This window comes from Micromonospora sp. WMMD1076, assembly GCF_029581475.1.
In the GTDB taxonomy this organism is placed as follows: domain Bacteria; phylum Actinomycetota; class Actinomycetes; order Mycobacteriales; family Micromonosporaceae; genus Micromonospora; species Micromonospora aurantiaca.
On sequence record NZ_CP120862.1, the window covers coordinates 2,552,374 to 2,576,239 of the forward strand.

The 23,866-nt window shown below is 73.8% G+C and carries 19 protein-coding genes; 11 read left to right on the top strand and 8 right to left on the bottom strand.

Annotated features, from left to right (window positions below; all coding sequences use genetic code 11):
• Nucleotides 1–10: 10 nt before the first annotated feature.
• Nucleotides 11–1,858 carry a hypothetical protein gene (locus O7622_RS12440; RefSeq protein WP_282314124.1) on the bottom strand — a complete coding sequence of 616 codons (1,848 nt, stop codon included), beginning with the start codon at nt 1,856–1,858 and terminating at the stop codon, nt 11–13.
• Nucleotides 1,859–1,963: 105 nt separating this feature from the next.
• On the opposite strand from O7622_RS12440, the gene O7622_RS12445 reads away from it, so the two are divergent.
• Nucleotides 1,964–2,224, top strand: a complete 261-nt coding sequence (locus O7622_RS12445; protein WP_282313486.1) for a hypothetical protein — start codon at nt 1,964–1,966, stop codon at nt 2,222–2,224.
• The gene (locus O7622_RS12450) at nt 2,221–3,513 is read left to right on the top strand and encodes a PQQ-binding-like beta-propeller repeat protein (RefSeq protein WP_282313487.1); all 1,293 of its coding nucleotides are present in this window, start codon (nt 2,221–2,223) and stop codon (nt 3,511–3,513) included. Before O7622_RS12445 ends, O7622_RS12450 begins: the two co-directional genes overlap by 4 nt.
• Here O7622_RS12450 and O7622_RS12455 read toward each other — a convergent pair whose 3' ends face one another.
• A complete protein-coding gene (locus tag O7622_RS12455; RefSeq protein WP_282313488.1) occupies nt 3,514–4,707 on the bottom strand; it encodes a peptidase C39 family protein in 1,194 nt (397 codons plus the stop codon).
• A gap of 379 nt (nt 4,708–5,086) precedes the next feature.
• Between O7622_RS12455 and O7622_RS12460 the strand changes: the two genes are divergently transcribed.
• The 4 genes from O7622_RS12460 (at nt 5,087) to O7622_RS12475 (ending at nt 10,146) form a co-directional block, all read left to right on the top strand.
• The gene (locus O7622_RS12460; RefSeq protein ID WP_282313489.1) at nt 5,087–5,755 is read left to right on the top strand and encodes a response regulator transcription factor; all 669 of its coding nucleotides are present in this window, start codon (nt 5,087–5,089) and stop codon (nt 5,753–5,755) included.
• Nucleotides 5,752–6,918 (top strand): HAMP domain-containing sensor histidine kinase, encoded by a 1,167-nt coding sequence (locus tag O7622_RS12465; protein ID WP_282313490.1) that lies wholly within the window; start codon nt 5,752–5,754, stop codon nt 6,916–6,918. The genes O7622_RS12460 and O7622_RS12465 overlap by 4 nt, the downstream gene beginning before the upstream one ends.
• Before the next feature lie 204 nt (nt 6,919–7,122).
• Nucleotides 7,123–9,672 carry a malectin domain-containing carbohydrate-binding protein gene (locus tag O7622_RS12470; RefSeq protein WP_282313491.1) on the top strand — a complete coding sequence of 850 codons (2,550 nt, stop codon included), beginning with the start codon at nt 7,123–7,125 and terminating at the stop codon, nt 9,670–9,672.
• Between the two features lie 87 nt (nt 9,673–9,759).
• Nucleotides 9,760–10,146: a VOC family protein gene (locus tag O7622_RS12475; RefSeq protein ID WP_282313492.1), complete on the top strand. Its 387-nt coding sequence runs from the start codon at nt 9,760–9,762 to the stop codon at nt 10,144–10,146.
• A gap of 57 nt (nt 10,147–10,203) precedes the next feature.
• Here the strand turns inward: O7622_RS12475 and O7622_RS12480 are convergent, their stop codons facing one another.
• From O7622_RS12480 to O7622_RS12495, 4 genes are all read right to left on the bottom strand, one after another.
• A complete protein-coding gene (locus O7622_RS12480) occupies nt 10,204–10,977 on the bottom strand; it encodes a hypothetical protein (protein WP_282313493.1) in 774 nt (257 codons plus the stop codon).
• Between the two features lie 186 nt (nt 10,978–11,163).
• Nucleotides 11,164–13,260: a 3-hydroxyacyl-CoA dehydrogenase NAD-binding domain-containing protein gene (locus O7622_RS12485; RefSeq protein WP_282313494.1), complete on the bottom strand. Its 2,097-nt coding sequence runs from the start codon at nt 13,258–13,260 to the stop codon at nt 11,164–11,166.
• Nucleotides 13,261–13,310: 50 nt separating this feature from the next.
• Entirely contained in the window at nt 13,311–14,507 is a 1,197-nt protein-coding gene (locus O7622_RS12490) for a thiolase family protein (RefSeq protein ID WP_282313495.1), read from the bottom strand.
• A 103-nt stretch (nt 14,508–14,610) separates the two neighbouring features.
• Nucleotides 14,611–15,933: a ribonuclease D gene (locus O7622_RS12495; protein WP_282313496.1), complete on the bottom strand. Its 1,323-nt coding sequence runs from the start codon at nt 15,931–15,933 to the stop codon at nt 14,611–14,613.
• A gap of 232 nt (nt 15,934–16,165) precedes the next feature.
• Here O7622_RS12495 and O7622_RS12500 point away from each other — a divergent pair, with 232 nt between their 5' ends.
• Entirely contained in the window at nt 16,166–17,635 is a 1,470-nt protein-coding gene (locus O7622_RS12500; protein ID WP_282313497.1) for a trypsin-like peptidase domain-containing protein, read from the top strand.
• A gap of 87 nt (nt 17,636–17,722) precedes the next feature.
• Nucleotides 17,723–18,538, top strand: coding sequence for a hypothetical protein (locus O7622_RS12505; RefSeq protein WP_282313498.1), 816 nt, complete (start codon nt 17,723–17,725; stop codon nt 18,536–18,538).
• A gap of 135 nt (nt 18,539–18,673) precedes the next feature.
• On the opposite strand, the gene O7622_RS12510 is transcribed toward O7622_RS12505, so the two are convergent.
• Nucleotides 18,674–19,246 carry a DUF3000 domain-containing protein gene (locus O7622_RS12510; protein ID WP_282313499.1) on the bottom strand — a complete coding sequence of 191 codons (573 nt, stop codon included), beginning with the start codon at nt 19,244–19,246 and terminating at the stop codon, nt 18,674–18,676.
• A gap of 164 nt (nt 19,247–19,410) precedes the next feature.
• On the opposite strand from O7622_RS12510, the gene hemE reads away from it, so the two are divergent.
• Genes hemE through hemQ form a run of 3 tightly spaced genes read left to right on the top strand, consistent with a single transcriptional unit; the run spans nt 19,411 to nt 22,628 of the window.
• Nucleotides 19,411–20,511 (top strand): uroporphyrinogen decarboxylase, encoded by a 1,101-nt coding sequence (gene hemE, locus O7622_RS12515; RefSeq protein WP_282314125.1) that lies wholly within the window; start codon nt 19,411–19,413, stop codon nt 20,509–20,511.
• 9 nt (nt 20,512–20,520) lie between these two features.
• Entirely contained in the window at nt 20,521–21,930 is a 1,410-nt protein-coding gene (hemG, locus tag O7622_RS12520; RefSeq protein WP_282313500.1) for a protoporphyrinogen oxidase, read from the top strand.
• Nucleotides 21,927–22,628, top strand: a complete 702-nt coding sequence (gene hemQ / locus O7622_RS12525; protein ID WP_282313501.1) for a hydrogen peroxide-dependent heme synthase — start codon at nt 21,927–21,929, stop codon at nt 22,626–22,628. The genes hemG and hemQ overlap by 4 nt, the downstream gene beginning before the upstream one ends.
• Nucleotides 22,629–22,723: 95 nt before the next feature.
• On the opposite strand, the gene O7622_RS12530 is transcribed toward hemQ, so the two are convergent.
• A complete protein-coding gene (locus tag O7622_RS12530) occupies nt 22,724–23,839 on the bottom strand; it encodes a lytic polysaccharide monooxygenase (RefSeq protein WP_282313502.1) in 1,116 nt (371 codons plus the stop codon).
• Nucleotides 23,840–23,866 lie beyond the last annotated feature (27 nt).

Below are 23,866 nucleotides of genomic sequence, written 5' to 3' on the forward strand. Positions count from 1 at the left end.
GCACCGGGGGTCACACCCGGTCGCGGACGTCCCAGATCCACACGTCGTCGACCCGCTGCGGTGGCCCGAGCAGCTCGGCCATCAGGTCGCGCAGCACCGCCTCGCGCGAGCCGGCCCCGAGCACCACCACCGACGCCCGCCAGAAACGCAGGTCGTCCACGGCCTGACGGCGGTTCTCCTCGGTGATCTCCGGCACCTCGTTGGCGTCCATCGTGGAGTAGATGAGCGTGCTGGTGGGGCGGTTCGGGGCGCCGAACACACCCTCGCCGCGCTCGTTCGGGCCGATGAAGTAGCCGCCCGGGACCGGGAACTCCTGCCCGGTCAGCGCGCTCCAGCGCAGCGTGTGCAGCCCGTGCACATTGCTGGGGATCGGCACCGGCACCAGCGTGCGGCCCTCGGGCACGTACGGCCGCCAGCCGCCCGCGGTGATGAAGTGCGGCGGCGGGTCGATCCGCTCGGCCGGCAGCGGACGCGGGATCAGCGGCACCACGGCGGCGGCGATGGCGACGAGCCCGGCCAGGCGCAGCACCCGGCGGCGCGTGTCCCGCGCGGCCGTCCCGTCGTCTCCGCCGTCGTCGGCGCCGGAGCGGGGGGCGGGCACCGGCGGGCGGCCGGCACCGGCCAGCGTGTCCCACGCCACGGCGAGCAGCACGCCCACGGCGGCCACCACGACCAGGCTCAACCGGGTCGGCATCATCATCTCGACAAGCGGCAGGTCGTCCGGCACGTACGCCCACGGCCCGTCGATGTCGGTCTCCGCGCCGTCGAACCGCACGACCGGGCCGATCGAGGCGATCGTGAAGACCACCACCAGCACGGCCAGGATCCGGGCCGGCACCGACCGGCGGACCAGCAGCACCAGCGCGGCCAGTGCCACCAGCACCAGCGGCCAGCCGAACCAGGTGTTCTGCTCGGTCAGGCCGATGGTCTTCTCCACCGCCTCGTCGCCGGCGATCGTGTCCCGGGCGAACGTGACGAAGGCGACCAGGTCCTCGCCCCAGTTGTGGAAGACGCCGCCCTGCAACCCGCGGTAGGACTGCGGGCCGTTGAACTGGAACCAGATCGGGTACGCCGTCAGCAGCAGCGCCAGGCCGCCGCCGAGACCGAGCGCGGCCAGGAACGACCCGGCCCGCTCGCGGACCGCGCGAGGCCGCTGCACCGCGTACGCCACCACGACGACCAGGCAGGCCAGCGCGGTCAGCAGCAGCATCTCCTCGTTGATGAAGATCTGGTACGCGACCAGCAACCCGAGCGCCAGCCCGTTGCGCCGCCAGCGGCCCGGCTCGCCCAGCCGCAGCACCCGGGCCACGATCAGCGGCAGCAGGAAGTTCGACACGAAGTTGGGCTGGCCGTTGGCGTGGTGCACGATGCCCGGCGCGAAACCGAGGAACGCGCCGCCGACGAACGCCCCGGCCCGGGACCGGACCAGGTGCCGGGACAGCACCCAGTACGACGTGGCGGCGGTCGCGGACAGCGCGGCACCCAGGTAGAGCGCGTACATCACCTGCGGGCCGAGCAGCAGCGTCAGCGGCGCCAGCGGCAGCGTCACACCGAGCAGCGAGGTGTTCGCCATCATGTTCACCCCGTCCGGCGCGTTCTGCCGGGTGGTGAACAGCGGGTTCTCCAGGTGCTGCACCGAGTACGCGCCGTGCGCGAACAGCCACTCGAACCAGCTGTGGTCGGTGGGCAGGTGCGAGGAGACCCGGTTCTCGACGTCGCCCCAGTAGTTGAGGCAGACGAGGACGCCGAGCAGCACATAGGCTCCGATGGCCAGCACGTCGGCGCGGGCCGGCCGGCGACGGGCGCGGCGCGGCGCGTCGGCCACGACGGCGTCCGCCTCGACGGGCGAGGGGTTCAACGAGGGGTCCACCACGGGCACGGCCACGACGCGCCATCGTACAGGCGGTTCGTCACGCGGCCGGTCACGGCCGGGCGGCGGCTCGGCGCGCGGGAGAGGATGGTCGTGACCGTCATCGATCTGGGGGAGCCGCGCGACGGCGCACCGCCCGGTCCGGCGCCCCGCCCCCCACGCGCCGTCGGACGGCCGTTCCGCCTTCTCGTCGTGCTGCTGCTCGTCGGCGTCCCCGACACCGCCATCGACGACGGCCTGGCGGTGCTCGACCGGGACGACGGGCGGCTGATCGCCGACCTGGCCGGCTGGAGACCAATCCTTCTGGTCTGCCGCCGGCCCGGTGGCGACCACATGGTGTGGCGGCTGACGTGAGCCCGGTGATCGAGCTGGGGGAGATGCGGCACGGCGAGTCCGCCGACGAGCCGGCTGCCGCGCCGCCCCGCCGGCCGCCGGGCCCCACGGCACGGGTGGCGCTGCTCGGCTGCCTGGTGCTGCTCGTGGTCACAGCCTCCGCGGGGCTGCCGCGACGGCCCGAGCCGATCCGGGTGCCCGCCCCGCAGGGCGCGGCGTTCGTGGTCCTGCCGGGCCGCGTGGTGGTGGCCGACGGCTCGGGCGCGATCGGCCGGGGCGTGCGGGTGGTCGCCGCGTACCGGCTGCCCGACGGGGAACCGGCGTGGCGGTTCGCCCTGACCGACGGCGACCACGTGCTCGGCCTCACCGCCGTGCCCGGGGGACTGCTGGTGACGAGCAGCCCGGCCGGGGACGGCGACTCGGTGTCGGCGATGCTCGACCCGGCCACCGGCACGCTGCGCTGGCGGCATCCCGGCTATCCGGTCCGGACCGCGTCAGGCGGGCTGCTGCTGGAGAACCCCCGCCCACCCGGTGCGGGCACGGTGGTCGCCGTGGACCCGGCCTCCGGCGCGGTGCGGTGGACGCTGCCCGTGCCGGGGCAGGAGGTGGGGTACCGCCGCGACGACCACGGGGTGACGCAGCTCGTGCTGGTCACCCCGCAGGGCCGGGTGACCGTGTACGACGCGGACTCCGGCGCGGTCGCGCACACCGGGCGGGTGGCGCCCGCAGCCGATCGCGCCGCCTACCGGTACGCGCAGGTGGTGGCCGACCTCCTGCTGGTCGAGGATGCCCGGGGCACAGTCACCGGATACGGGCTGGACCGGCTCGACGAGCGGTGGAGCCGGCCGGTCGGCTCCCGCGCCGGGCTCTGGTTCGCCGACTGTGCCGGGATGGTGTGCCTGCGCGACCAGGTGGGCGGCGCGCAGGCCCTCGACCCGGCCACCGGCCGTCCGGCCTGGTCGGACGAGCGCTGGCTGGGGATGGGCCCGGTAGGCGACCGGCTGATCGCCGCCGAGCGCGGCGTCGGGGAGGAACTGGAACTGTCGGCGCTCGACCCGTCGACCGGCCGCGTGCTGGCCCGGATGGGGCGCTGGCGCGTCTCCGGCAACGACCTCCCGTCCGGGCCGCTACCAGGGCTGCGCACGCTCACCGGGGACCGGACGCTCGTCGGCGCGCTCGACGTGGCGGCCGGGCAGGTACGGATCCGGGGGATCCTGCCCGGCGCCTGGTCCGAGTGCGCGGACACGGGTACGGAACTGGTGTGCCTGCGACCGACCGGCGGCATGGCGATCTGGCCGGTCGGCCGCTGATCACCAGTTGGCCTGCGCCGGAGGCGGCGGCAGCGGCGTCGACTCGGGCCGCAGCACGTACGCGATCCCGCCGCTGCCCGCCTGCCAGGCACTCTCGAACGGCGCGCGCGGCACGGTGCGGCGGACCCGCTCGTCGTCCGGTGCGTACGGGTCGTTGAGCACCGGATCGCCGTCGGCGGTGAAGCCGGCCAGCACCATGAGGTGTCCCCGCGTGTCGTAGTCCAGTCCGGGCACCTGACCGGCGGTGAACGCGGCCGAGACGATCAGCGGGATGCCGGCGGCCACGAACCGTTCCGCCTCGGCCAGCGAGCGCAGCCGGGTGACGAAGGCGTCCACCCCGTGCGTCGCCGCGTACGCCGTGTTGAACGGCCAGTTGCCCGGCCCGCCGTAGGCGTGGTCGTAGCAGTGCCGGGCGGCGTGCACCACCTGCGGGCGCGGGCCGGGCGGCGCCACCCAGGCGTACCGGTCCGGGGTGGGTCCGGCGTCCCAGAAGCCGAGCACCATCGACACGCAGGTGGGGCTGCACCAGGAGTCGCCGCCGCCACCCCAGCGGGTCTCCCCGGCGGCGTGCAGCCGCTGCGCGTAGCGCGGCACGTCCAGCACGCGCCCCCACGCCTCGCCGGCCTCCGCGCCGCCGGCCTCCGCGCCGCCGGCCTCCGCGCCGTCCGGAGGGTCGGTGGAGGCGACCACGCCCACAGTGCGCAGCACCGGGCCGGCGGGCGCGTCGAGCCGTCGGAGCAGGGTCACCCGGGCCTGCCAGCCGGTCACCGTCGCGCCGGTCACCCGCAGCGTGTCGGCGGCGACACGCGCCCGGTCGTCCTCCTGCCCGGGCACCGAGGCGCGGTGCACGGCGCTGTCGTCGGCGGCCCAGTGGCCCAGCTCGTACCAGCCGGTGGTGGCCGTGCCGTCGGCCCAGCCGCGCAGTTCGACCCGCAGCCAGCAGCCGGCCGGGGCGTCGGCGGTCCACGAGGGCACCAGCTCGGCGGCGGCGAAGCCGACGGGCGTCACGGGGGAGGTCCAGGTGCCGGCGGCGTACTCGGCCGTGGTCCCGGAGTGCGGGTCGGTGTGCGTGACCCGGCCGGGCGAGCCGTCGAGCGTCAGGCCGTCCGGCCCGGCGCGCAACCCGTCCGCACGACCCCGGTCCCGGTCCGCCGGGAAGCGGAACCGGCGGTACGCGATGTCGCGGCCACTCATCGGGAACCCGCCCGCCGTGGCCGTGACCTGTGCCTGCTGCGCTTGTCGATCATCGCCGCCGAGCATCGCGTACCCGAAGGTTTTCTGCAACGGCGGCCCGTGCCGCCGCACGCGGCCGGCCCTCCCGCCGTGCCGTCACCGACCGTAGCCGCGGCGCGCCCGCAGCATGGTCCCCCGCGCGCCCTTTGCTCTCTGCAGCGGGCATCAGCGTGACGAAGAGTCACAACTCAAGGCTCCGGGCCGGGCGAGGTGGCCCGAGCGCACCACCGCGCGTTCCCCGGCGGTGCGCTCGTCGACGGGCGTCTCGGGGCTGGCTCCTCCGGCGGCGGATTTTGCCTGCCGCACTAGGTTGTCAGGGGTCACGAGGTGGGAGGCCGGGATGCGGGTACTGGTGGTCGAGGACGAGCGCAACCTCGCCGACGCGATCGCGCGCGGGCTGCGCAAGCGCGGGATGGCTGTGGACGTGGCCTACGACGGCGACGCCGGGCACGAGGCGGCGTTCGTCACCCGCTACGACGTGGTGATCCTGGACCGCGACCTGCCCGGCGTGCACGGCGACCGGATCTGCGCCGACCTGGCCGCCTCCGGCGCGCTGACCCGGGTGCTGATGCTGACCGCCAGCGGCACGGTCGCCGACCGGGTCGAGGGGTTGCAGCTCGGCGCCGACGACTACCTGGCCAAGCCGTTCGCGTTCGACGAACTGGTGGCCCGGGTGCAGGCGCTCGGCCGCCGCGCCACCCCGGCCGCGCCGCCGGTGCTGGAGGTGGCCGATCTGGTGCTCGACCCGGCCCGCCGGGTGGTGAGCCGGGGCGGCGTGCCGCTCGACCTCACCAACAAGGAGTTCGGCGTGCTCGCGGAGCTGCTCAAGGCGCGCGGCGCGGTGGTGTCCAGCGAGGAGCTGCTGGAACGGGTGTGGGACGCCAACACCGACCCGTTCACCACGATCGTCCGGGTCACCGTGATGACACTGCGCAAGAAGCTCGGCGACCCGCCGCTCATCGACACGGTCGTGGGCGCGGGCTACCGCATCGGCGGGGTACGGCGGTGAGCGCGCGAAGCGCCCGCCGGGTACGGCCGACGCTGCGGCTGCGGCTGACCCTGCTCAACGGCGTGCTGCTGGTCGGCGCGGGGGCGATCCTGGTGCTGCTGGCCTGGCTGCTGGTCCGCGACGCGCTGCGCCCCACCGACGAGCTGCTACCCGGCACCACTGTGGTGCTCACCGACGGGCGCACGCTCGACGCCGGGCAGTGGCAGCGGCAACTGGTGGACGCCGCGTCACAGGAACTGCTCGTCAAGGGTCTGCTCGCGCTGGTGGCGATCAGCGTGGTCGGTGTGGCCGGGGCGTACCTGGTGGCCGGCCGGGCGCTGCGCCCGCTGCACCAGGTCACGGCCACCGCCCGCCGGCTCGGCGAGGCCACGCTCGACGAGCGGATCGGCTGGTCCGGCGCCGACGACGAGGTGGCCGAGCTGGCCGAGACGTTCGACGCGATGCTCGACCGGATCAGCGGTGCCTTCCAGGCGCAGAAACGCTTCGTCGCGAACGCCTCGCACGAGCTGCGGACGCCGCTGGCGGTGATGCGTACCGAAATCGACGTCACGCTCAGCGACGACGATGCCGACCTAGCCGAGTACCGCCGCATGGCCGGTGTGGTGCGCGACGCCTCGGAGCGCGCCAACGGCCTGGTCGACGCGCTGCTGGTCCTGGCGCGCAGCGAGGCGCAGACCGGCCGTCGGCTGGCCCGGCGCGCCGAGTCGGACCTCGCCATCGGCACCGCCAACGCGCTGTCAGCGGTCTCCCGGGAGGTGGAGCGCATCGGCCTGAAGGTGCACACGTCGCTGCGCCCGGCGCCGGTGGTCGGCGACCCCGGCCTGCTCGACCGGCTCGCCGGCAACCTGGTGGAGAACGCGGTCCGCTACAACCACCTGCACGGCCGGATCTGGATACGCACCGGCACCGACGGGGAACGGTCCTGGCTGGTGGTGGGGAACACCGGGTTCGAGGTCGCCCCGGCCGACGTACCCGGGCTGTTCGAACCGTTCCGGCGCGGCGGCCAGGAACGCACCGGTGCGCGCGGCTCCGGTCTCGGCCTGTCGATCGTGCGGGCCGTCAGCGACGCGCACGGCGGCACGGTGAAGGCGGTCGCCCAGCCCGGCGGCGGCCTGGAGGTGACTGTCACGCTTCCGTCGGCCGACCCGGCGGCGGCCACCTGACCGCCGAGCCGGCCCGCCCGGCCGGTGAGACGGCCTCACCTTTTCGTGCGGACGACCTCGGCTGTCCCGGCCGGACCCGACGGTGGTCGGACCCCGACGCACGGTGGTCGGGCAGAATGCGCCGTCCACGCTGGACGCGGAGCCGGGGATCAACGGAGAGTAAGCGCAGCGACGCCTCACCCTGCTCACCCACCGGAGCTGCCCGTGACCCACCCCTCGGCCCCGCGCCGCCGCCGTCTTCTCGCGGTCCTCACCGCCGGCGCCCTCACCGTCGCCGGCCTCTCGCCGGCCACGCCGGCGGCAGCCGTCGCCGCGCCCGGCCACGACAAAGTGGTCCACACCGTCCCCTCCACCGCCTCGCCCGACGTCCAGGACGGCTCGGTCGACGCGATCCACGACGCCGGTACGAAGATCATCGCTGGCGGCTCCTTCACCCGGGTGCAGAACCGCAACTCCGACGTCGACATCCCCCGCGACTACCTGCTCGCCTTCGACAAGGCCACCGGGCAGGTGGACACCGCGTTCGCGCCCACGCTCGACAACGAGGTGACGGCTGTCGTCGCCGGTCCCACAGCGGGAACGGTCTTCGTCGCCGGCAAGTTCAACACCGTCAACGGCGTGACCCGGCGCAAGGTGGCCCTGCTCGACGTCGCCACCGGTGCGGTCGTCACCAGCTTCACGCCGCCGGCGTTCAACGGGCTGATCAAGGACATCGCGCTCGTCGGTGACCGGCTGCTGGTCGGCGGCATCTTCACCACGGCCGGCAACCCCAACCCGCGCGGCGGGCTCGCGTCGCTCAACGCCACCACCGGCGCGGTCGACAGCTACCTCACCACGACGCTGACCGAGAACCACAACTGGGACGGTGTCAGCGGCGCCAAGGCCGGCGTGGGCGCGGAGAAGCTCGCCGTCTCCCCGGACGGCACGCAGCTCGTCGTCATCGGCAACTTCAAGAAGGCCGACGGGGTCCTGCACGACCAGATCGTCAAGATCGACCTGGGCGCCACCGCCGCCACGGTCGCCGACTGGAACACGGCCCGCTACACGCCGCGCTGCAAGTGGCAGTCGTTCGACTCGTACGTCCGCGACGTCGCGTTCTCCCCGGACAACAGCTACTTCGTGGTGGTCACCACCGGCGCCCCGTACGGCGGGACGCTCTGCGACACCGCGGCCCGCTGGGAGGCCGGTGCGACCGGCAGCAGCCTCCAGCCGACCTGGGTGGACTACAGCGGCGGCGACACGTTCCTGTCCGTCGGCATCAGCGAGCAGGCGGTCTACGTCGGCGGCCACCTCCGCTGGCTCAACAACAGCACCGGCACCGACAACGCCCGGGCCGGCGCGGTCGGCCGGGCCAGCATCGCCGCGCTCGACCCCGCCAACGGACTGCCGCTGTCCTGGAACCCGGGCCGGCACCCGCGCGGCATCGGCGCCTCCGAGATGCTCGTCACCCCGGCCGGGCTCTGGGTCGGCGGCGACACGCTCTGGATCGGCAACTTCCAGTACCGCCGGGAGCGGATCGCGTTCTTCCCGCTCGCCGGTGGCAAGGCCCCGCACCCGACCACCACGGCCACGCTGCCCGGCAACGTCTACCAGGCCGGGCTGCCGAAGCCGACCAACGTGCTGTACCGGGTGAACGCCGGCGGCCCCGTGGTCGCCGCCACCGACGGCGGACCGGACTGGGCGGCCGACACCGGCTCCAGCCCCAGCCCGTACCACAACACCGGCAGCTCGACGTCCAGCTTCAACACGGTCGGCAGCCTGGACGCGACGGTGCCGGCCGGCACCCCGGCCGCGCTCTACAGCGACGAACGGTACGACCCGGCCGGCGGCGCCGAGATGCTCTGGCAGTTCCCGGTGCCCACCGGCACCGAGGTGCACGTGCGGCTCTACCTGGCCAACCGGTACGACGGCACCTCCGCGCCCAACACCCGCGTCTTCGACGTGGCGCTGGACGGCACGGTCGTCCTCGACGACCTGGACCTGTCCGCCAGCGTCGGGCACAACGTCGGCACCATGCGGGAGTTCACGGTGACCAGCGACGGCACCGTCGACATCGAGTTCCGACACGTCAAGGAGAACCCGCTCGTCGACGCCGTCGAGATCGTCAAGACCGGGCCTCCGCCGGCCGGCACCGGCGAGGAGGTGCAGGTCCGCTCGTACGACGGGCTCACCGGCGTCGGCGCGCCCGCTCCGGTGGCGAACCCGGACGAGACCGCGTGGTCCGCCACGCGCAACGCGTTCTGGGTCGGCGGGACGCTGTTCTACGGCACCGGCGGCGCGCTGTGGCGGCGTACGTTCGACGGCACCACGTTCGGCACGCCCGAGCTGGTGGACCCGTACCACGACCCGTACTGGGACACCGTGGTGACCAACTCGGGTCCGGCGGGGCAGACGTACGTCGGCACGACCACCGGCTTCTACGCCGAGATCCCGAACGTGACCGGCATGTTCTACACCGGCGGTCGGCTCTACTACACGCTGACCGGTCAGAACGGCCTGTTCTGGCGCTGGTTCACGCCGGACAGCGGCGTGGTCGGCGCCGACCGCTTCTCCGTGGCCGGGGCGAGCGGGTTCTCCGACGCGGGCGCCGTCTTCGTGGCCGGCTCCACGCTCTACAAGGTGAACCGGAGCACCGGTGACCTGTCCGCCGTCGACTGGGCGAACGGCGCTCCGTCGGGGACGTTCACGGTGCGCAGCGGCCCGGCGGTCGACGGCGTCGACTGGCGTGCGAAGGCGGTGTTCGTCGGCCCGTAAGGAAGGGCCCCTTCTTAACGCCTGCGGTAGAGGAAGGGCCCCTTGTTAACACCTCGCTGTCATCAAGGGGCCACAGGAGGAAGCACAGTGAGTGCACAGATCCACTGCGTGACAGTCGAGACCGACGACCCGTACGCCCTGGCCGGCTGGTGGGCCCTGGTGCTCGACCGCCGGCTCGCCGACGACGACCATCCGGGCGACCCGGAGGCGGTCCTCGCCGCACCCGACGGGCACGGCCCCGACCTGCTGTTCGTCCGGGTGGACGAGCGGCACGGCAAGGGCGCGTTCCACCTCGACCTGCACCCGGCCGAAGGCACCCGGGACGAGGAGGTGACGCGGCTGCGCGAGCTCGGCGCCGCGCTGGTGGCCGACCGGCGCCGCCCGGACGGGAGCGGCTGGGTGGTGCTCGCCGACCCCGAGGGCAACGAGTTCTGCGTCTGCCGGAGCCCCGCCGAACGGGCCGCGTCCGCCTGATCCGGAAACGACACCGGGCCCCCGCCGTCACGGCGGGGGCCCGGTGCGTGAGGGGTGTCAGTCCTGCTTCTCGATCTCGCCGCGCATCGTCAGGAACTCCGACTGGAGCTCGGCCGCGGACTTGAAGTAGACCACCACCATGCCGAGGCTGCCCCGGTCGGCCCAGATGCAGACGGCCACCGGCACGTCCGACGCCTTGCCGTCGGAGCACTTGGCGTCGCCGCCCAGCGGGCCCGCGTCGACAGTCTTGAAATCCTTGGTGGCCAGGTCCGGGGTGACCGCCGCGGTCGCGTCGGCCAGCTCCTTCTTCGGGTCCGCCATCACGCCGGACACCGCGACGATCATGACCAGGTCCTTCTTGGCCGGGTCGCCGTAGAAGGCGCCGACGGTGCTGGTCGCGTCCGGCACGTCCTTGCTGAGCTCGGACTTCATCTGCGCCGCGGCGGTCTGCAACTGCGGGTCGGTGACCTTGGCCCGGCCGCCGAGCGTCTGCGGCTCGACCACCCGCGTCTTGGTGGCGGTGACCACCTCGTTGACGGTGTCCTTGGTGACGATCCAGGTGACGATCCCGCCGCCGACGCAGAGCACCAGGACCACCGCGAGGACGATCAGCAGGATCTTGCCCACGCCGGACTTCTTCGGCGGGACCGGCGCACCGAGCTGGCTGCCGTACTGCGGCTGCTGCGGCGGGTGTTCACCGCCGTACTGCTGCTGGGGAGCCTGCGGGTAGTCACCGCCGTACTGCGGCTGCTGCGGCGGCTGGTAGCCACCGGGCTGTTGCTGGGGAGAGGGGTAGTTGCCGGAGTAGGGACTGGACGGCGGCTGGGACATGTAGGCAGCTCCTGTGAGAAAACTGGACGCGTGATGGTAGCCAGCACCACCGACAGCCCGCTGTCCGCCCTAGGGCGGCGACGCCAAACCGCGACCTACCCGTGACCTGGGCCGCAGACGCCGATCGCGGTGGCCGGACCGTCCGGAACGGACAGCCCGGCCACCGCGATCGATGGGGTGTACCGGTCAGCGCAGGCTTGCCACGCCGCGCGGCAGGAACCGCTTGCCGGTCACCCGCTCGGAGGTGCCGGTCCGGTCCAGGTACGGCGTGACGCCGCCCAGGTGGAACGGCCAGCCGGCGCCGAGGATCATGCACAGGTCGATGTCCTGCGCCTCGGCGACGACGCCCTCGTCGAGCATGAGCCGGATCTCCTGCGCCAGCGCGTCCAACGCGTTCTGCCGGACCTGCTCGGCGGTGAGCGGCTCGTCGCCGACCACCAGCAGCTTCGCGACCTCGTCGTTGATCTGGTCGTCGACCACGATCGGCTGGCCCGAGTCGGCGATCCGCTTGAGGTTCTCGCTGACCCCGAACCGGTCCGGGAACGCCTCGTGCAGGGTGCCGCCGACGTGGTACGCCACGGCCGGCCCGACGAGTTGCAGCAGCGCCAGCGGACGCATCGGCAGACCCAGCGGGTCCAGCGCGCTGTTCGCCACGTCCAGCGGAGTGCCCTGGTCGACGGCGGCGAACACGGTGCCGAGGAAGCGGGTCAGCAGCCGGTTCACCACGAACGCCGGAGCGTCCTTCACCAGCACCGACGACTTCCTGAGCTGCTTACCGACAGCGAACGCGGTGGCCAGCGTGGCGTCGTCGGTCCGCTCGCCGCGGACGATCTCCAGCAGCGGCAGCACCGCGACCGGGTTGAAGAAGTGGAAGCCGACCACCCGCTCCGGGTGCTCCAGCTCGGCGGCCATCTCCGTGATGGACAGCGAGCTGGTGTTGGTGGCGAGCACCGCCTCCGGCTTGACGATCTTCTCCAGTTCGGCCCAGACCTGCTTCTTGACGCCCAGGTCCTCGAACACGGCCTCGATGACGAAGTCGCAGTCGGCAAACGACGTGCGCTGGCCCTGGGCCGAGGCGGCGAAGGCGTCAGCCTTTGCCGAGCCGCTGACCAGGCCGTAGAGCTTGGCCGCGGTGCCCTTGTCCATCCGGCCCTTGCTGACGGCCTTCTCGATCTGGGTGTGCACGTAGCCGACGCCCTTGTCCACGCGGGACTGATCCAGGTCGGTCATCACGACCGGCACCTGAAGACGCCGGGCGAACAGCAGCGCGAGCTGGCTGGCCATCAGGCCGGCGCCGACGATGCCCACCTTGGTGACCGGCCGGGCCAGGCCCTTGTCGGGCGCGCCGGCCGGGCGCTTGGCCCGCCGCTGCACCAGGTCGAAGGCGTACAGGCCGCTGCGCAACTCCTCGGAGAAGACCAGGTCCGCCAGGGCCTCGTCCTCCGCCGCGGTGCCGGTGGCGAAGTCGGCGTCCTTCGCCGTCTCCAGCAGGTCCAGCGCCTTGTACGCGGACGGGACCGCGCCGTGCAGCCGCTGGTCGAGGGTCTGCCGGGCGAAGTAGAGCACGCCCGCCCACATGTCCTTGTCGACCTCGGGACGGGTCACCGTGACCTCGCCCCGGACCACGCCGGCGGCCCACTCCAGCGACCGCTCCAGGAAGTCGGCCGGCTCCAGCAGCACGTCCGCGATGCCCATCTCGGCAGCCTGCTTCGGCTTGAGCATCTTGTTCTGCATCAGCGGGTTCTGGATGATCACCTGCGTCGCGGCCGGGATGCCGATCAGGTTCGGCAGCAGCTGCGTACCACCCCAGCCGGGGATCAGGCCGAGCGAGACCTCGGGCAGCGCCAGGGCCGCCGCGCCCGCCGACAGCGTCCGGTAGTGGCAGTGCAGCGCCAGTTCCAGGCCGCCGCCCATCGCCGCGCCGTTGACGAACGCGAAGGTGGGGACGCCGCTGTCCTTGAGCCGGGCGAAGACGCGGTGGCCCAGCCGGCCGATCTCCAGCGCCTGCTCGCGGTCCTCCAGCGCGGGCAGGCTGGTGATGTCCGCGCCCACGCAGAAGATGTACGGCTTGCCGGTGACCGCGATGAACGCCGGCTCCGCCGCCAGCGCGGCGGTGATCGCCTCGTCCAGGCTGGTCAGGCCGGCCGGTCCGAAGGTGTTCGGCTTGGTGTGGTCGAAGCCGTTGTCCAGGGTGATGAGGGCGGCGGGCCGGTCCAGTCCGGGTACGGCCACCTGCCGCAGCAGCGCCTTGGTGACGACCTCGTTCGGTGCGGCGAGGCTCACTGCGACTCCTTCGTTCGCGACTGCGGGGCTCGCAAGCTCACTCCTCGCGCTCACTGATCTCCACCCTCCCAGTGCGGGTTCTCCCAGATCACGGTGCCGCCCATGCCGATGCCGATGCACATGGCGGTGAGGCCGTAGCGGACCTCGGGGTGCTCGGCGAACTGGCGGGCGAGATGGGTCATCAGCCGGACGCCGGAGGACGCGAGCGGGTGACCGATGGCGATCGCGCCGCCCCACGGGTTGACCCGCGGGTCGTCGTCGGCGATGCCGAAGTGGTCGAGGAAGGCGAGCACCTGCACCGCGAACGCCTCGTTCAGCTCGAACAGGCCGATGTCGTCGATGCTCAGGCCGGCGATCCGCAGCGCCTTCTCGGTCGACGGGATCGGGCCGACGCCCATCACCTCGGGCTCGACGCCGACGAAGCCGAACGACACCAGGCGCATGCCGACCGGCAGGCCCAGTTCGCGGGCGGTGTCCTCGGCCACCAGCAGTGCGGCGGTGGCGCCGTCGTTCAGGCCGGCCGCGTTACCGGCGGTGACCTTGCCGTGCGGCCGGAACGGGGTCTTCAGGCCGGCCAGCTTCTCCATCGAGGTGTCGCGGGGCGCCTCGTCCACTGTGGCGAGGCCCCAGCCCGCCTCCGGGTCGCGGACCGCCACCGGCACCAGGTCGCCCTGGAGCTTGCCGTTGGCGTACGCCTTCGCGGTCTTCTGCTGCGAGGCCAGCGCGAACGCGTCGGTGCGCTCCTTGGTGACGTGCGGGACGCGGTCGTGCAGGTTCTCCGCGGTGGAGCCCATCACCAGGGCGGACGGGTCGACCAGCTTCTCCGCGACGATGCGCGGGTTGGGGTCGACGCCCTCGCCCATCGGGTGGTGGCCCATGTGCTCGACGCCGCCGGCGATGGCCACGTCGTAGGCGCCCATGGCGATGCCGCTGGCCACTGTGGTGACGGCGGTCATCGCGCCGGCGCACATCCGGTCGATGGCGAAGCCGGGCACGGTCTTGGGCAGGCCGGCCAGCAGGGCGGCGGTGCGGCCGATGGTCAGGCCCTGGTCACCGATCTGGGTGGTGGCGGCGATGGCCACCTCCTCCACCTTCTCCGGCGGAAGTTGCGGGTTGCGGCGCATCAGCTCGCGGATGCAGCGGATCACCAGATCGTCGGCGCGGGTGTTGGCGTACATCCCACCCGCCTTGCCGAACGGGGTACGGACGCCGTCGACGAAGACGACATCCCGGACTTCACGGGGCACTTGGAGCCTCCCTCGGCACGGGCATTTCCCCGGATGCTACTCGCCAGTAACCAAACGTGGCACCACCCCCCGCGTGGCCCACCTCACACCCCGCCCGGGGCCGTCACTGCTGCGGAGTGTGCAACGCCTCCGTCAGCGCGGGCAGGAGCAGCCCGAGCTGCCACTCGCGGGCACCGAACCCGCGCAGCGTCTCCGCCACCGTCTCGTCGGTGATCTCCGCGGGCGGCTGCCACGCCAGCCGGCGGATCGAGTCCGGCGCGATCAGGTTCTCCGCCGGCAGCCGGTGCGCCCCGGCGGTGCCGACCACCACCTCCCGGGCCCGGGCCAGCCGCCCGGCCGCCACCGGATCGCGTTCGGCCCACCGGTGCGGCGGAGGCGGACCCTCCACCGCCGGGCTCACCGGCAGCGCGTCGTCCGGCAACTGGCGCGCGTCGTCCAGCGCGGCCAGCCAGGTACGCGCCAGCCGGCGCACCGACCGCCCACCGAACCCGGGGAGCGTGAGCAGCGTCTTCTCGTCCTTCGGGTCCAGCTCGGCGGCGGCCACGATGGCCGAGTCGGGCAGCACCCGGCCCGGCGCGGCGTCCCGGCGGGAGGCGATCTGGTCCCGCGCGTACCAGAGGGAACGCACCCGGGCCTGGGCGCGCGCGCCGCGTACCCGGTGGATGCCGGACGTGCGCCGCCACGGCTCGGCGCGGACGCGCGCCGGACGGGCGCCGTTGCGCACCAGCGCGTCGAACTCCTCCGTCGCCCAGCCCGACTTGCCCTGCCGCCGCAACTCCTCGTCCAGCGCGTCGCGCAGGTCCACGAGCAGCTCCACGTCGAGCGCCGCGTACGTCAGCCAGGAATCCGGCAGCGGCCGGCTCGACCAGTCGGCGGCGGAGTGGTGCTTCTCCAGGCTGAACCCGAGCAGCTGTTCGGTCAGCGCGGCCAGGCCGACCCGCTCGAACCCGGCCAGCCGGGCGGCCAGTTCGGTGTCGAACAACCGGCGCGGGCGCAGCCCCACCTCGGCCAGGCAGGCGAGATCCTGGCTGGCCGCGTGCAGCACCCACTCGGTCTCGGCGATCACCGTGTCCAGGGCGGACAGGTCGGGCAGCGGCAGCGGGTCGATGAGCGCGGTGCCGGCGCCGCCGCGGCGTAGCTGTACCAGGTAGGCGCGCTGGCTGTAGCGGTAGCCGGAGGCGCGTTCGGCATCGAGGGCCACCGGGCCGGTGCCGGCCGCGAAGCGGGCCACGACCTCGTCCAACTCGGCAGGTGTGGCCACCGGGGCGGGCGTGCCGTCGCGCGGCGCGGTCAGGGGGACGGCCGCGGCCGGATCGGTCTCGGACCCCGCGTCCGCCGGCTCCGGCAGGGCCGATGTCGGCTGGGCGGACGCCTCCCCGGTACGGCTTTCGGCGGCCCGACGGCGCAGGGGTGGTTCGTCGGTCACCTGACAACCCTAGTAGGCCGGACGATCCGGTGTGCGCAGCCGGTCCGGCGCGTGTCGGCGGGGTGGCCGTCCGGTGGCCGGAAAGCGTGCGGGTTGCGGGGCCGTGAGAGGGTCGGACAAGGGGGAAGACAAAGCCCGTTCCCGCCGGTACGGTCCATCGAGCCGCGAACGGCGTACGGGTGCCGCAGCGGGTCGGGGGCGTCGGCGAAGGCGACGGGGAGGACGGTAGAGCATGACAGGCGGGTACGGAACCGGCGACGACGTGCCGGGGCACGGCGGCGGCGACACGGCAGCCGACCGGCCGGGGCCGTTGCCGCCGCGCTTCGCCCCGCCCGCCGGTTCGGCCCCGGTGCCGGGATCGTCCGCCGGTGGATCCGAGTGGGGCGGCACGCCCGGCTATCCGGCGCGGGCCGCCGTCCAGCCGCCCGCCGGCTACCCGGGTCTCCCGGACCCGGCCGGCACACCGCAGTCGACGCCCTACGCGGCCCCGCCCGCCACGGCCCAGCCGTCGTCCTACGGCGCCACACCGGGCCAGCCGTCCTACGGCAGCGTGCCGGCCGCACCGGGCCAGGCGCCGTCCTACGGCTCGGTACCGTCCTACGGCGCCGTACCGGCGCAGACCTCCCGGTCCGCCGCTCCGGCGTACCCCGGACAGCCGGCCGCCTCGCCGTCGCATCCGGGGCAGCCGGTCTCCGCGTCGCCGTCGTATCCGGGCGGGCCGGGACCGTCGTCGTACCCGGACCGGCAGCCCGCCTCGCCGTCGTATCCGGGCCCGTCCGGCAGCGGTCCGTCGTATCCGGGGCAGCCCGTGTCCGCGCCCGCCTACCCGGGTCAGCCCGTGTCCGGGCCGTCCCAGCCGGGTGCCGCGTACCCCGGTCAGAGCGGCCCGGGCGGCTTCGGCGCACCGGCGGCCGGCCAGGCGTCCCGGCGCAGCCGGGTGGCGGTGGTGGCGCTGGCCCTGGCCGCCGTGCTGACCGTGGTCACCGGCGTGCAGGCGTACCAGATCTACCGGCTCGACGACCGGCTCGCCGCCGCCGACAAGCGGATGGCCGAGGGGCAGGACGCGGACGCCGGCCGGCTCGACGGCCTGGAGCAGCGCGCCGGCAGCCTGGAGAAGAAGGCCGGCGCGGCCTTCAACCCGGAGGCGGTGGCCAGCGCGGTCCTGCCGAGCGTGTTCCGGGTGCGGGCCGGGCAGTTCACCGGTACGGCGTTCGCCGTCGGCAAGGCGCCGTCGGGCGGCGGCACCACGCTGCTGACGAACTTCCACGTGGTCGAGTCGGTCTTCACCGCGGGTGAGCGCAAGGTGTTCCTGGAGCGCAAGGACCAGCGGTTCGAGGCGACGATCATCGCCACCGACAAGGACAAGGACCTGGCGCAGTTGCAGACCAGCGCCAAGTTCACCGGGCTGGTAGCGGCCCGCGACCCGGTGCGGTCGGGCCAGCAGATCATCGTGGTCGGCGCGCCGCTCGGATTGCAGGACAGCGTCACCACGGGCGTGGTCAGCGCGTTCCGCGAGGACGAGCGCGGCGGCGGCCCGGTGATCCAGTTCGACGCGCCGATCAACCCGGGCAACTCCGGCGGCCCGGTGATCAACGGCTCGAAGGAGGTCGTCGGCATCGCCACGGCCAAGGCCCGCAACGCCGAGGGCATCGGGCTCGCGGTGCCGATCAAGACCGCCTGCGACCGGTTCCGGCTCTGCTGACCGCTGGCCACACCGGCCCGGCCGCACCGCATCGACCCCGGCCCATCGGGCCACCCCACGGGGGACCAGCACATCTGGAGGAACGACATGTCCTACCCACCGGCCGGGGGCGACAACCCGCCCCCGGCGCCGGGGGGCACGGTCTACGGCAACCCGTACGGCAGCCGGCCCGCGCCCCAGCAGCACGACCCGAACCAGCCCGCGCCGACCCTGCACCAGCCCGCCGTGCCCGACGGCGCACCCGGGTACGGCGGATACCAGCCCGCCACGCCGGGACAGCCGGGATACGCGCCCGGCGCCGCCCCGGTGCCCCCGCCGGCGCAGCCGATGTCGGCTCCGCCGGTCTCCGTCCCGCCGGTCTCGGCCCCCGGCTACGCGCAGCCGATGTCGGTCCCGCCCGCGTCGGCTCCGCCGGTGTCCGGCCCCGGCTTCGGGCCGCCGCCGATGTCCGGGCTGCCCGGCCCGTACGGCCCGGCGGCCGCCGCGCCTGCCACCGGTGGCGGCAGGAAGTGGGCCGCGCTGGTGCTCGGCCTCGTCGCCGCGTTGCTGTTCGTCTTCGGCGGTGTGATGACGTTCCTGTACGTCTCCACGGACGGCGACCTGGACAAGTCCCGGCAGACGGTCAGCCAGCGGGACGGCACGATCTCGGCGAACCAGCAGGAGATCGACAAGCTCAAGGGTGAGCTGAAGGCGATCCAGGAGCGGCTGTCGGACACCCAGCAGGACCTGACCGGCACCAAGAACGACAGGGACGAGCAGGCCCGGCAGAAGAAGGTCATCGCGAACTGCCTGGACAAGCTGACCACGGCCATGGCGGCGGCGTCGCGCGGCGACCGGGCCGCCTTCGAGGCGGCCAGCAAGGGCCTGGACAAGATCTGCGACGAGGCCGAGAACTACCTCTGACCGGTGTCCGCCGAAGGCCGCCCCGGCTCGTCCGGGGCGGCCTTCGCGCATCAGGCGGCAGATCCCGGGGTACGCCCGCCGCGAGCCGGTGGCGGTGCACCGGCGGGCATCCGGTCCCGGCCCGGGCAGCGGTGGTCAGGCGGCCCCGGCGGAGCGGCGGGTGGGCAGCGCGGTGACGCCGGGCGGCGGCAGGCCGGCCGTGGAGGCCAGCAGCGTGCACCAGCCGAGCAGGTGCGGGCCCAGGTCGGCGCGCAGCGGCGTCCAGGAGGCGCGGATCTCGATGTCACCCGCGGCGGGCGGGCCGGCCAGCTCGCCGAACCTGGTGGAGAGCGTCTGGGTGACGGTGCCGCCGATCGCCCGGTGCCCGGCGCCCTGCGCGTCGAGCGCGTCGGTCAGCCAGGTCCAGCCGACGCCGGGCAGCAGCGGATCGCTGGCCAGGTCGACCTCCAGTTCGGCGGTGACGTACGTGACCAGGCGCAGCGTGCCCTGCCACGCCTCGTGCCCGGCCGGGTCGTGCAGCAGGATCAGCCGCCCGGTGGCCACCTCGTCGTCGTCGCGCATCACGGCGGCGGAGAGCGCGAACGCGTACGGGGCCAGCCGCTGCGGCGCGCCGACCTCCTCCAAGATGATCTCCGGGCGGGGTGTGACCGATCGCAACCCCGCGACCGCGCGAGCGAACGTTTCCGGGAGCGCGATCGGGGGGGCCATGCGGGCAGCCTATGCCGCGCTCACCGCACGGCGCGCGACGGCACGCCGGGTGATCGACAGTTAAGAAGGGGCCCTTCCGCTACCGGAGGCGTTAAGCGGGGGCCCTTCCTTCTACGTCACAAATGCGGACGGTGAACGCGGGCGCGTACCGGGGGCGTGGCACGATGGCCGCGATGACCACCGACACCACGGGCACTGCCGCCCGAGACGGAGAACCCCGCCGCGGCGGGCCGGCCGACTCGCCCTTCGTCCGCGCCTGCCGGCGCGAGCCGGGCCCGCACACCCCGGTCTGGTTCATGCGGCAGGCCGGCCGGTCGCTGCCGGAGTACCGGGAGATCCGGGCCAGCGTGCCGATGCTGGAGTCCTGCCGCCGGCCCGAGCTGGTCATCGAGATCACGCTCCAGCCGGTGCGCCGGCACGGCGTGGACGCGGCGATCCTGTTCAGCGACATCGTGGTGCCGGTCGCCGCGGCCGGCGTCGATCTGGACATCGTGCCCGGCACCGGGCCGGTGGTGGCCGAGCCGGTCCGTACCGCCGCCGACGTCGAGCGGATCACCCCGATCGGGCGCGACGACGTGTCGTACGTGGACGAGGCGGTCCGCCGGCTCGTCGTCGAGCTGGGCGACACCCCGCTGATCGGTTTCGCCGGCGCCCCGTTCACGCTCGCCAGCTACCTGGTCGAGGGCGGCCCGTCGCGTACCCACGCCAAGACCAAGGCGCTCATGTACGGCGACCCGGACCTGTGGCACGCGCTGTGCGCGCGGCTGGCCGAGGTGACGCTGGCGTTCCTCCAGGTGCAGGTCGACGCCGGGGTCTCCGCGGTGCAGCTGTTCGACTCGTGGGCCGGCGCGCTCTCCGAGGCCGACTACCGCCGCTTCGTGCTGCCGCACTCGACGTACGTGCTGGGCGGGCTCGCCGGCGCCGGGGTGCCGCGGATCCACTTCGGTGTGGGCACCGGCGAGCTGCTCGGCGCGATGGGCGAGGCCGGAGCCGACGTGGTGGGCGTGGACTGGCGGACGCCGCTCGACGTCGCCACCGGCCGGATCGGGCCGGACAAGGCGGTGCAGGGCAACCTCGACCCGACGGTGCTGCTCGCCGGATGGCCGGTGGTGGAGGCCGAGGTGCGGCGCATCGTCGAGCAGGGCCGGGCCGCTCCCGGCCACGTGTTCAACCTCGGTCACGGCGTCCTGCCGGAGACCGACCCCGAGGTGCTGACCCGGGTGGTCGCGCTGGTGCACGAGCTGACCGCGCGACCGGAGCGCTAGGAGGAGGCAGTGGTGCGACCGTGGCGGGTGGCGATCGTCGGTGGCGGGATCACCGGGCTGGCCGCCGCCGTCCGGTTGCGCGACCGGGCCCCCGAGGGCACCGAGATCACCGTGTACGAGCAGTCCGGCCGCCTCGGCGGCAAGCTGCACACCGGTGAGCTGGCCGGTGGCCCGGTCGAGTTCGGCGCGGAGTCGTTCCTGATGCGCGACCCGGCCGGTGGCGAGTCGGCTGCGGTGACGCTGGCCCGCCGCCTCGGCCTGGACGCCTCGATCGTGCACCCCACAGTCGGGCAGGCCGCCCTGCTCGTCGACGGCACGTTGCACCAGGTGCCGGGCGGCACGCTCGTCGGCGTACCCGGGGATCTGGACCAGGCGGCGGCGGTCGCGCCGCCGGTCGCGGACACCGACCTCGACGCGGGCCACCCGCTGCTGGCCGACGGCGAGGACACCTCGGTCGGTGAGCTGGTCCGCAAGCGTCTCGGTGACGCGGTGGTGGAGCGGCTGGTCGACCCGATGCTCGGCGGTGTGTACGCCGGACGGGCCGACGACCTGTCGCTCGTCACCACGATGCCAGCGCTGGCCCGCGCGGCACGCGCCGAGCACACGCTGGTCGGTGCGGTACGCGCCGCGCAGGCCGCCGCACCCCGCGCGCCGGGCACACCGGTCTTCGGCACCCTCGCCGGTGGGCTGAGCACGCTGGTCGAGGCGGCGGCGACGGCGAGCGGGGCGACGATCCGCCGGGGCGCCGCGGTACGCGAGCTGCGCCGCACCCCGGACGGCTGGCGGCTCACCGTCGGGCCGACCCGCGACGCCGAGCACGTCGAGGCCGACGCGGTGCTGCTCGCGGTGCCGGCCCGCCCGGCCGCCCGGCTGCTCGCCGCCGTCGCGCCCGAAGCGGCCGGCACCGTCGCCGCGCTCGACTACGCGAGCGTCGCCCTGATCACCCTCGCGCTTCCCGGCCCGGCCCTGCCGGAGCTGTCCGGCTTCCTGGTGCCGGCCGGCGAAGGGCTGCTGATCAAGGCGTCCACGTTCTTCACCACCAAGTGGGGGCACCTGCGGCGGCCGGACGGGCTGGCGCTGGTGCGCGCCTCGGTGGGCCGGTACGGCGACGAGACGTCGCTGCAGCTCACCGACGACGACCTGGCCGACACGGTGCACCGGGAACTGTCGGCGGTGCTCGGCGCGCCGCTGCCGGTCCCGGCGGCCCGGCACGTGCAGCGGTGGGGCGGCGCGCTGCCCCAGTACACGCCCGGGCACACGGCCCGGGTGGCGGCGTTCCGGACGGCGTTGCGCGCCGCCCACCCGACGCTGGCAGTGGCCGGGGCCGGCTACGACGGCGTCGGCATCCCCGTGTGCGTCCGCTCCGGGGAGACGGCGGCCGAAGCGATCATCACGGCACTGGGAGGATCGGCAGCATGACCGAGCAGACCAACGCGGCGCGGCTGCGGGAGCTCAACGAGACCATCCGCTACACCATGTGGTCGGTGTACCGGGCCACCAGCCCGCTGCCGTCGCTGCGGGAGAACGTCGTCGACGAAATCGAGTCGCTCTTCACCGAGCTGGCCGGCAAGGACGTCACGATCCGGGGCACGTACGACGTGGCCGGGCTGCGCGCCGACGCCGACCTGATGATCTGGTGGCACTCGTCGTCCAGCGACGCGCTGCAGGACGCGTACCTGCGGTTCCGCCGCACCACGCTGGGCCGGGCGCTCACCCCGGTCTGGTCGCAGATGGCGCTGCACCGCCCGGCCGAGTTCAACAAGAGCCACATCCCGGCGTTCCTGGCCGACGAGGAGCCCCGCGCCTACCTGTGCGTCTACCCGTTCGTGCGCTCGTACGAGTGGTACCTGCTGCCCGACGCCGAGCGGCGCGAGCTGCTGACCGAGCACGGCAAGATGGCCCGGGGCTACCCGGACGTGCGGGCCAACACGGTCGCCTCGTTCGCGCTCGGCGACTACGAGTGGATGCTGGCGTTCGAGGCCGACGAGCTGCACCGGATCGTGGACCTGATGCGCGACCTGCGGGCCTCCGGCGCCCGCCGGCACGTGCGGGAGGAGATCCCGTTCTACACCGGCCGCCGCCGCCCGGTCGCCGACATCGTCAACTGCCTGGTGTGAAAGGAAGGGCCCCTTCTTAACGCCTGCGGTAGAGGAAGGGGCCCTGCTTAACACCACGACGGTGTCGAGCAGGGCCCCGACCGGGACGGCAGCCGTCAGGCGGTCGTCGTGCAGGACAGGATGCCGGGCACCGGGTTCGTCGCACCGGCCGAGCCGGTGAAGCCGAACGAGGTGCTCGCACCCGGCGCGAGCGAGCCGTTGTACGCCACGTTGCGTGCCGTGACGAGCGTTCCGCTCGTGGTCACAGTGGCGTTCCACGCCGAGTTGACCTGCTGGCCGTTCTGGTAGTTCCAGCTCACCGACCAGCCGCGGATCGGCGAACCGCTGCCGTTCGTGACCTTCACGTCGGCCTGGAAGCCGCCGCCCCACGAACCGGTGATCGCGTACGTCGCGGTGCAGCCACCGGCCGGGTTCGGCGTGGTCGGCGGCGGGCCGGTGGGCGGTGTGCTCGTCGGCGGTGTGCTGGTCGGCGGTGTGCTGGTGGGCGGTGTGCTGGTCGGCGGGGTGGTCGGGCCGGACCCGCCGAAGTCCACGTCGCTGCACAGGTAGTAGGACTGGTCCAGGTGGCTGGCCTGCCAGATCGTGTAGACGACGTGCCGCCCGGTGCGGCCCGTTGCGTTCGCCGGGATCTGGACCGACACGCCGTCCACCTCACGCGTCCACTGGCTGGCCGGGGTGGTGCCGATCTGGCCGACCAGTTCCAGGTCGCTCCAGCGCAGCGGCGAGGTGAGCGCGTTGTAGCCCTGCTTGCTCACGTACACCCGGATGTAGTCGGCGCCGTGGCTGGCCTGGTCGAACAGCTTGACCCGGAAGTTGTTGGAGACCGACGTGGTCTTCCAGGCGCCGACCGTGTCGAGGGCGTTGTAGCGGCCGCTCTGGGTGCGCCCTCCGCTGCACAGCTGCCCGTCGGGGATGGCGCCCTGGTGGTTGCCGGCCACGCCCTCACGGAACAGGCCGTTCCAGTTCCACATGGCGTTCGGGTCGGCCTGCCACGCCTGCCAGCACATCGGGTCCTGGGTGGCCATCGCCGGGTTCTGGAAGTCACCGCCCCAGCGCTGCCAGCAGCCGTAGTTGCGCGAGGCCGGGTCGACCACGGACCCGTGCGCCGAGGCCGGGCCGGAGAACGCGGTGGTGAGCAGCGCCGCGACGACAGCGCAGACGCCGAGGATCGCCGCCGCGAGGGGTAACGGGCGGCGGTACGGAGTGGACATGGAAAGCCTCCGGGGTGGGTGTCGGTG

Excerpts from the sequence above, each read along its gene's own strand:
- O7622_RS12505 (WP_282313498.1), top strand. The coding sequence starts at position 17,723 with ATGTCCTACCCACCGGCCGGGGGCGACAACCCGCCCCCGGCGCCGGGG.
- O7622_RS12510 (WP_282313499.1), bottom strand. The coding sequence starts at position 19,246 with ATGGCCCCCCCGATCGCGCTCCCGGAAACGTTCGCTCGCGCGGTCGCG.
- hemQ (WP_282313501.1), top strand. The coding sequence starts at position 21,927 with ATGACCGAGCAGACCAACGCGGCGCGGCTGCGGGAGCTCAACGAGACC.
- O7622_RS12530 (WP_282313502.1), bottom strand. The coding sequence starts at position 23,839 with ATGTCCACTCCGTACCGCCGCCCGTTACCCCTCGCGGCGGCGATCCTC.
- O7622_RS12455 (WP_282313488.1), bottom strand. The coding sequence starts at position 4,707 with ATGAGTGGCCGCGACATCGCGTACCGCCGGTTCCGCTTCCCGGCGGAC.
- hemE (WP_282314125.1), top strand. The coding sequence starts at position 19,411 with ATGGCCGCGATGACCACCGACACCACGGGCACTGCCGCCCGAGACGGA.
- O7622_RS12500 (WP_282313497.1), top strand. The coding sequence starts at position 16,166 with ATGACAGGCGGGTACGGAACCGGCGACGACGTGCCGGGGCACGGCGGC.
- O7622_RS12480 (WP_282313493.1), bottom strand. The coding sequence starts at position 10,977 with ATGTCCCAGCCGCCGTCCAGTCCCTACTCCGGCAACTACCCCTCTCCC.
- O7622_RS12460 (WP_282313489.1), top strand. The coding sequence starts at position 5,087 with ATGCGGGTACTGGTGGTCGAGGACGAGCGCAACCTCGCCGACGCGATC.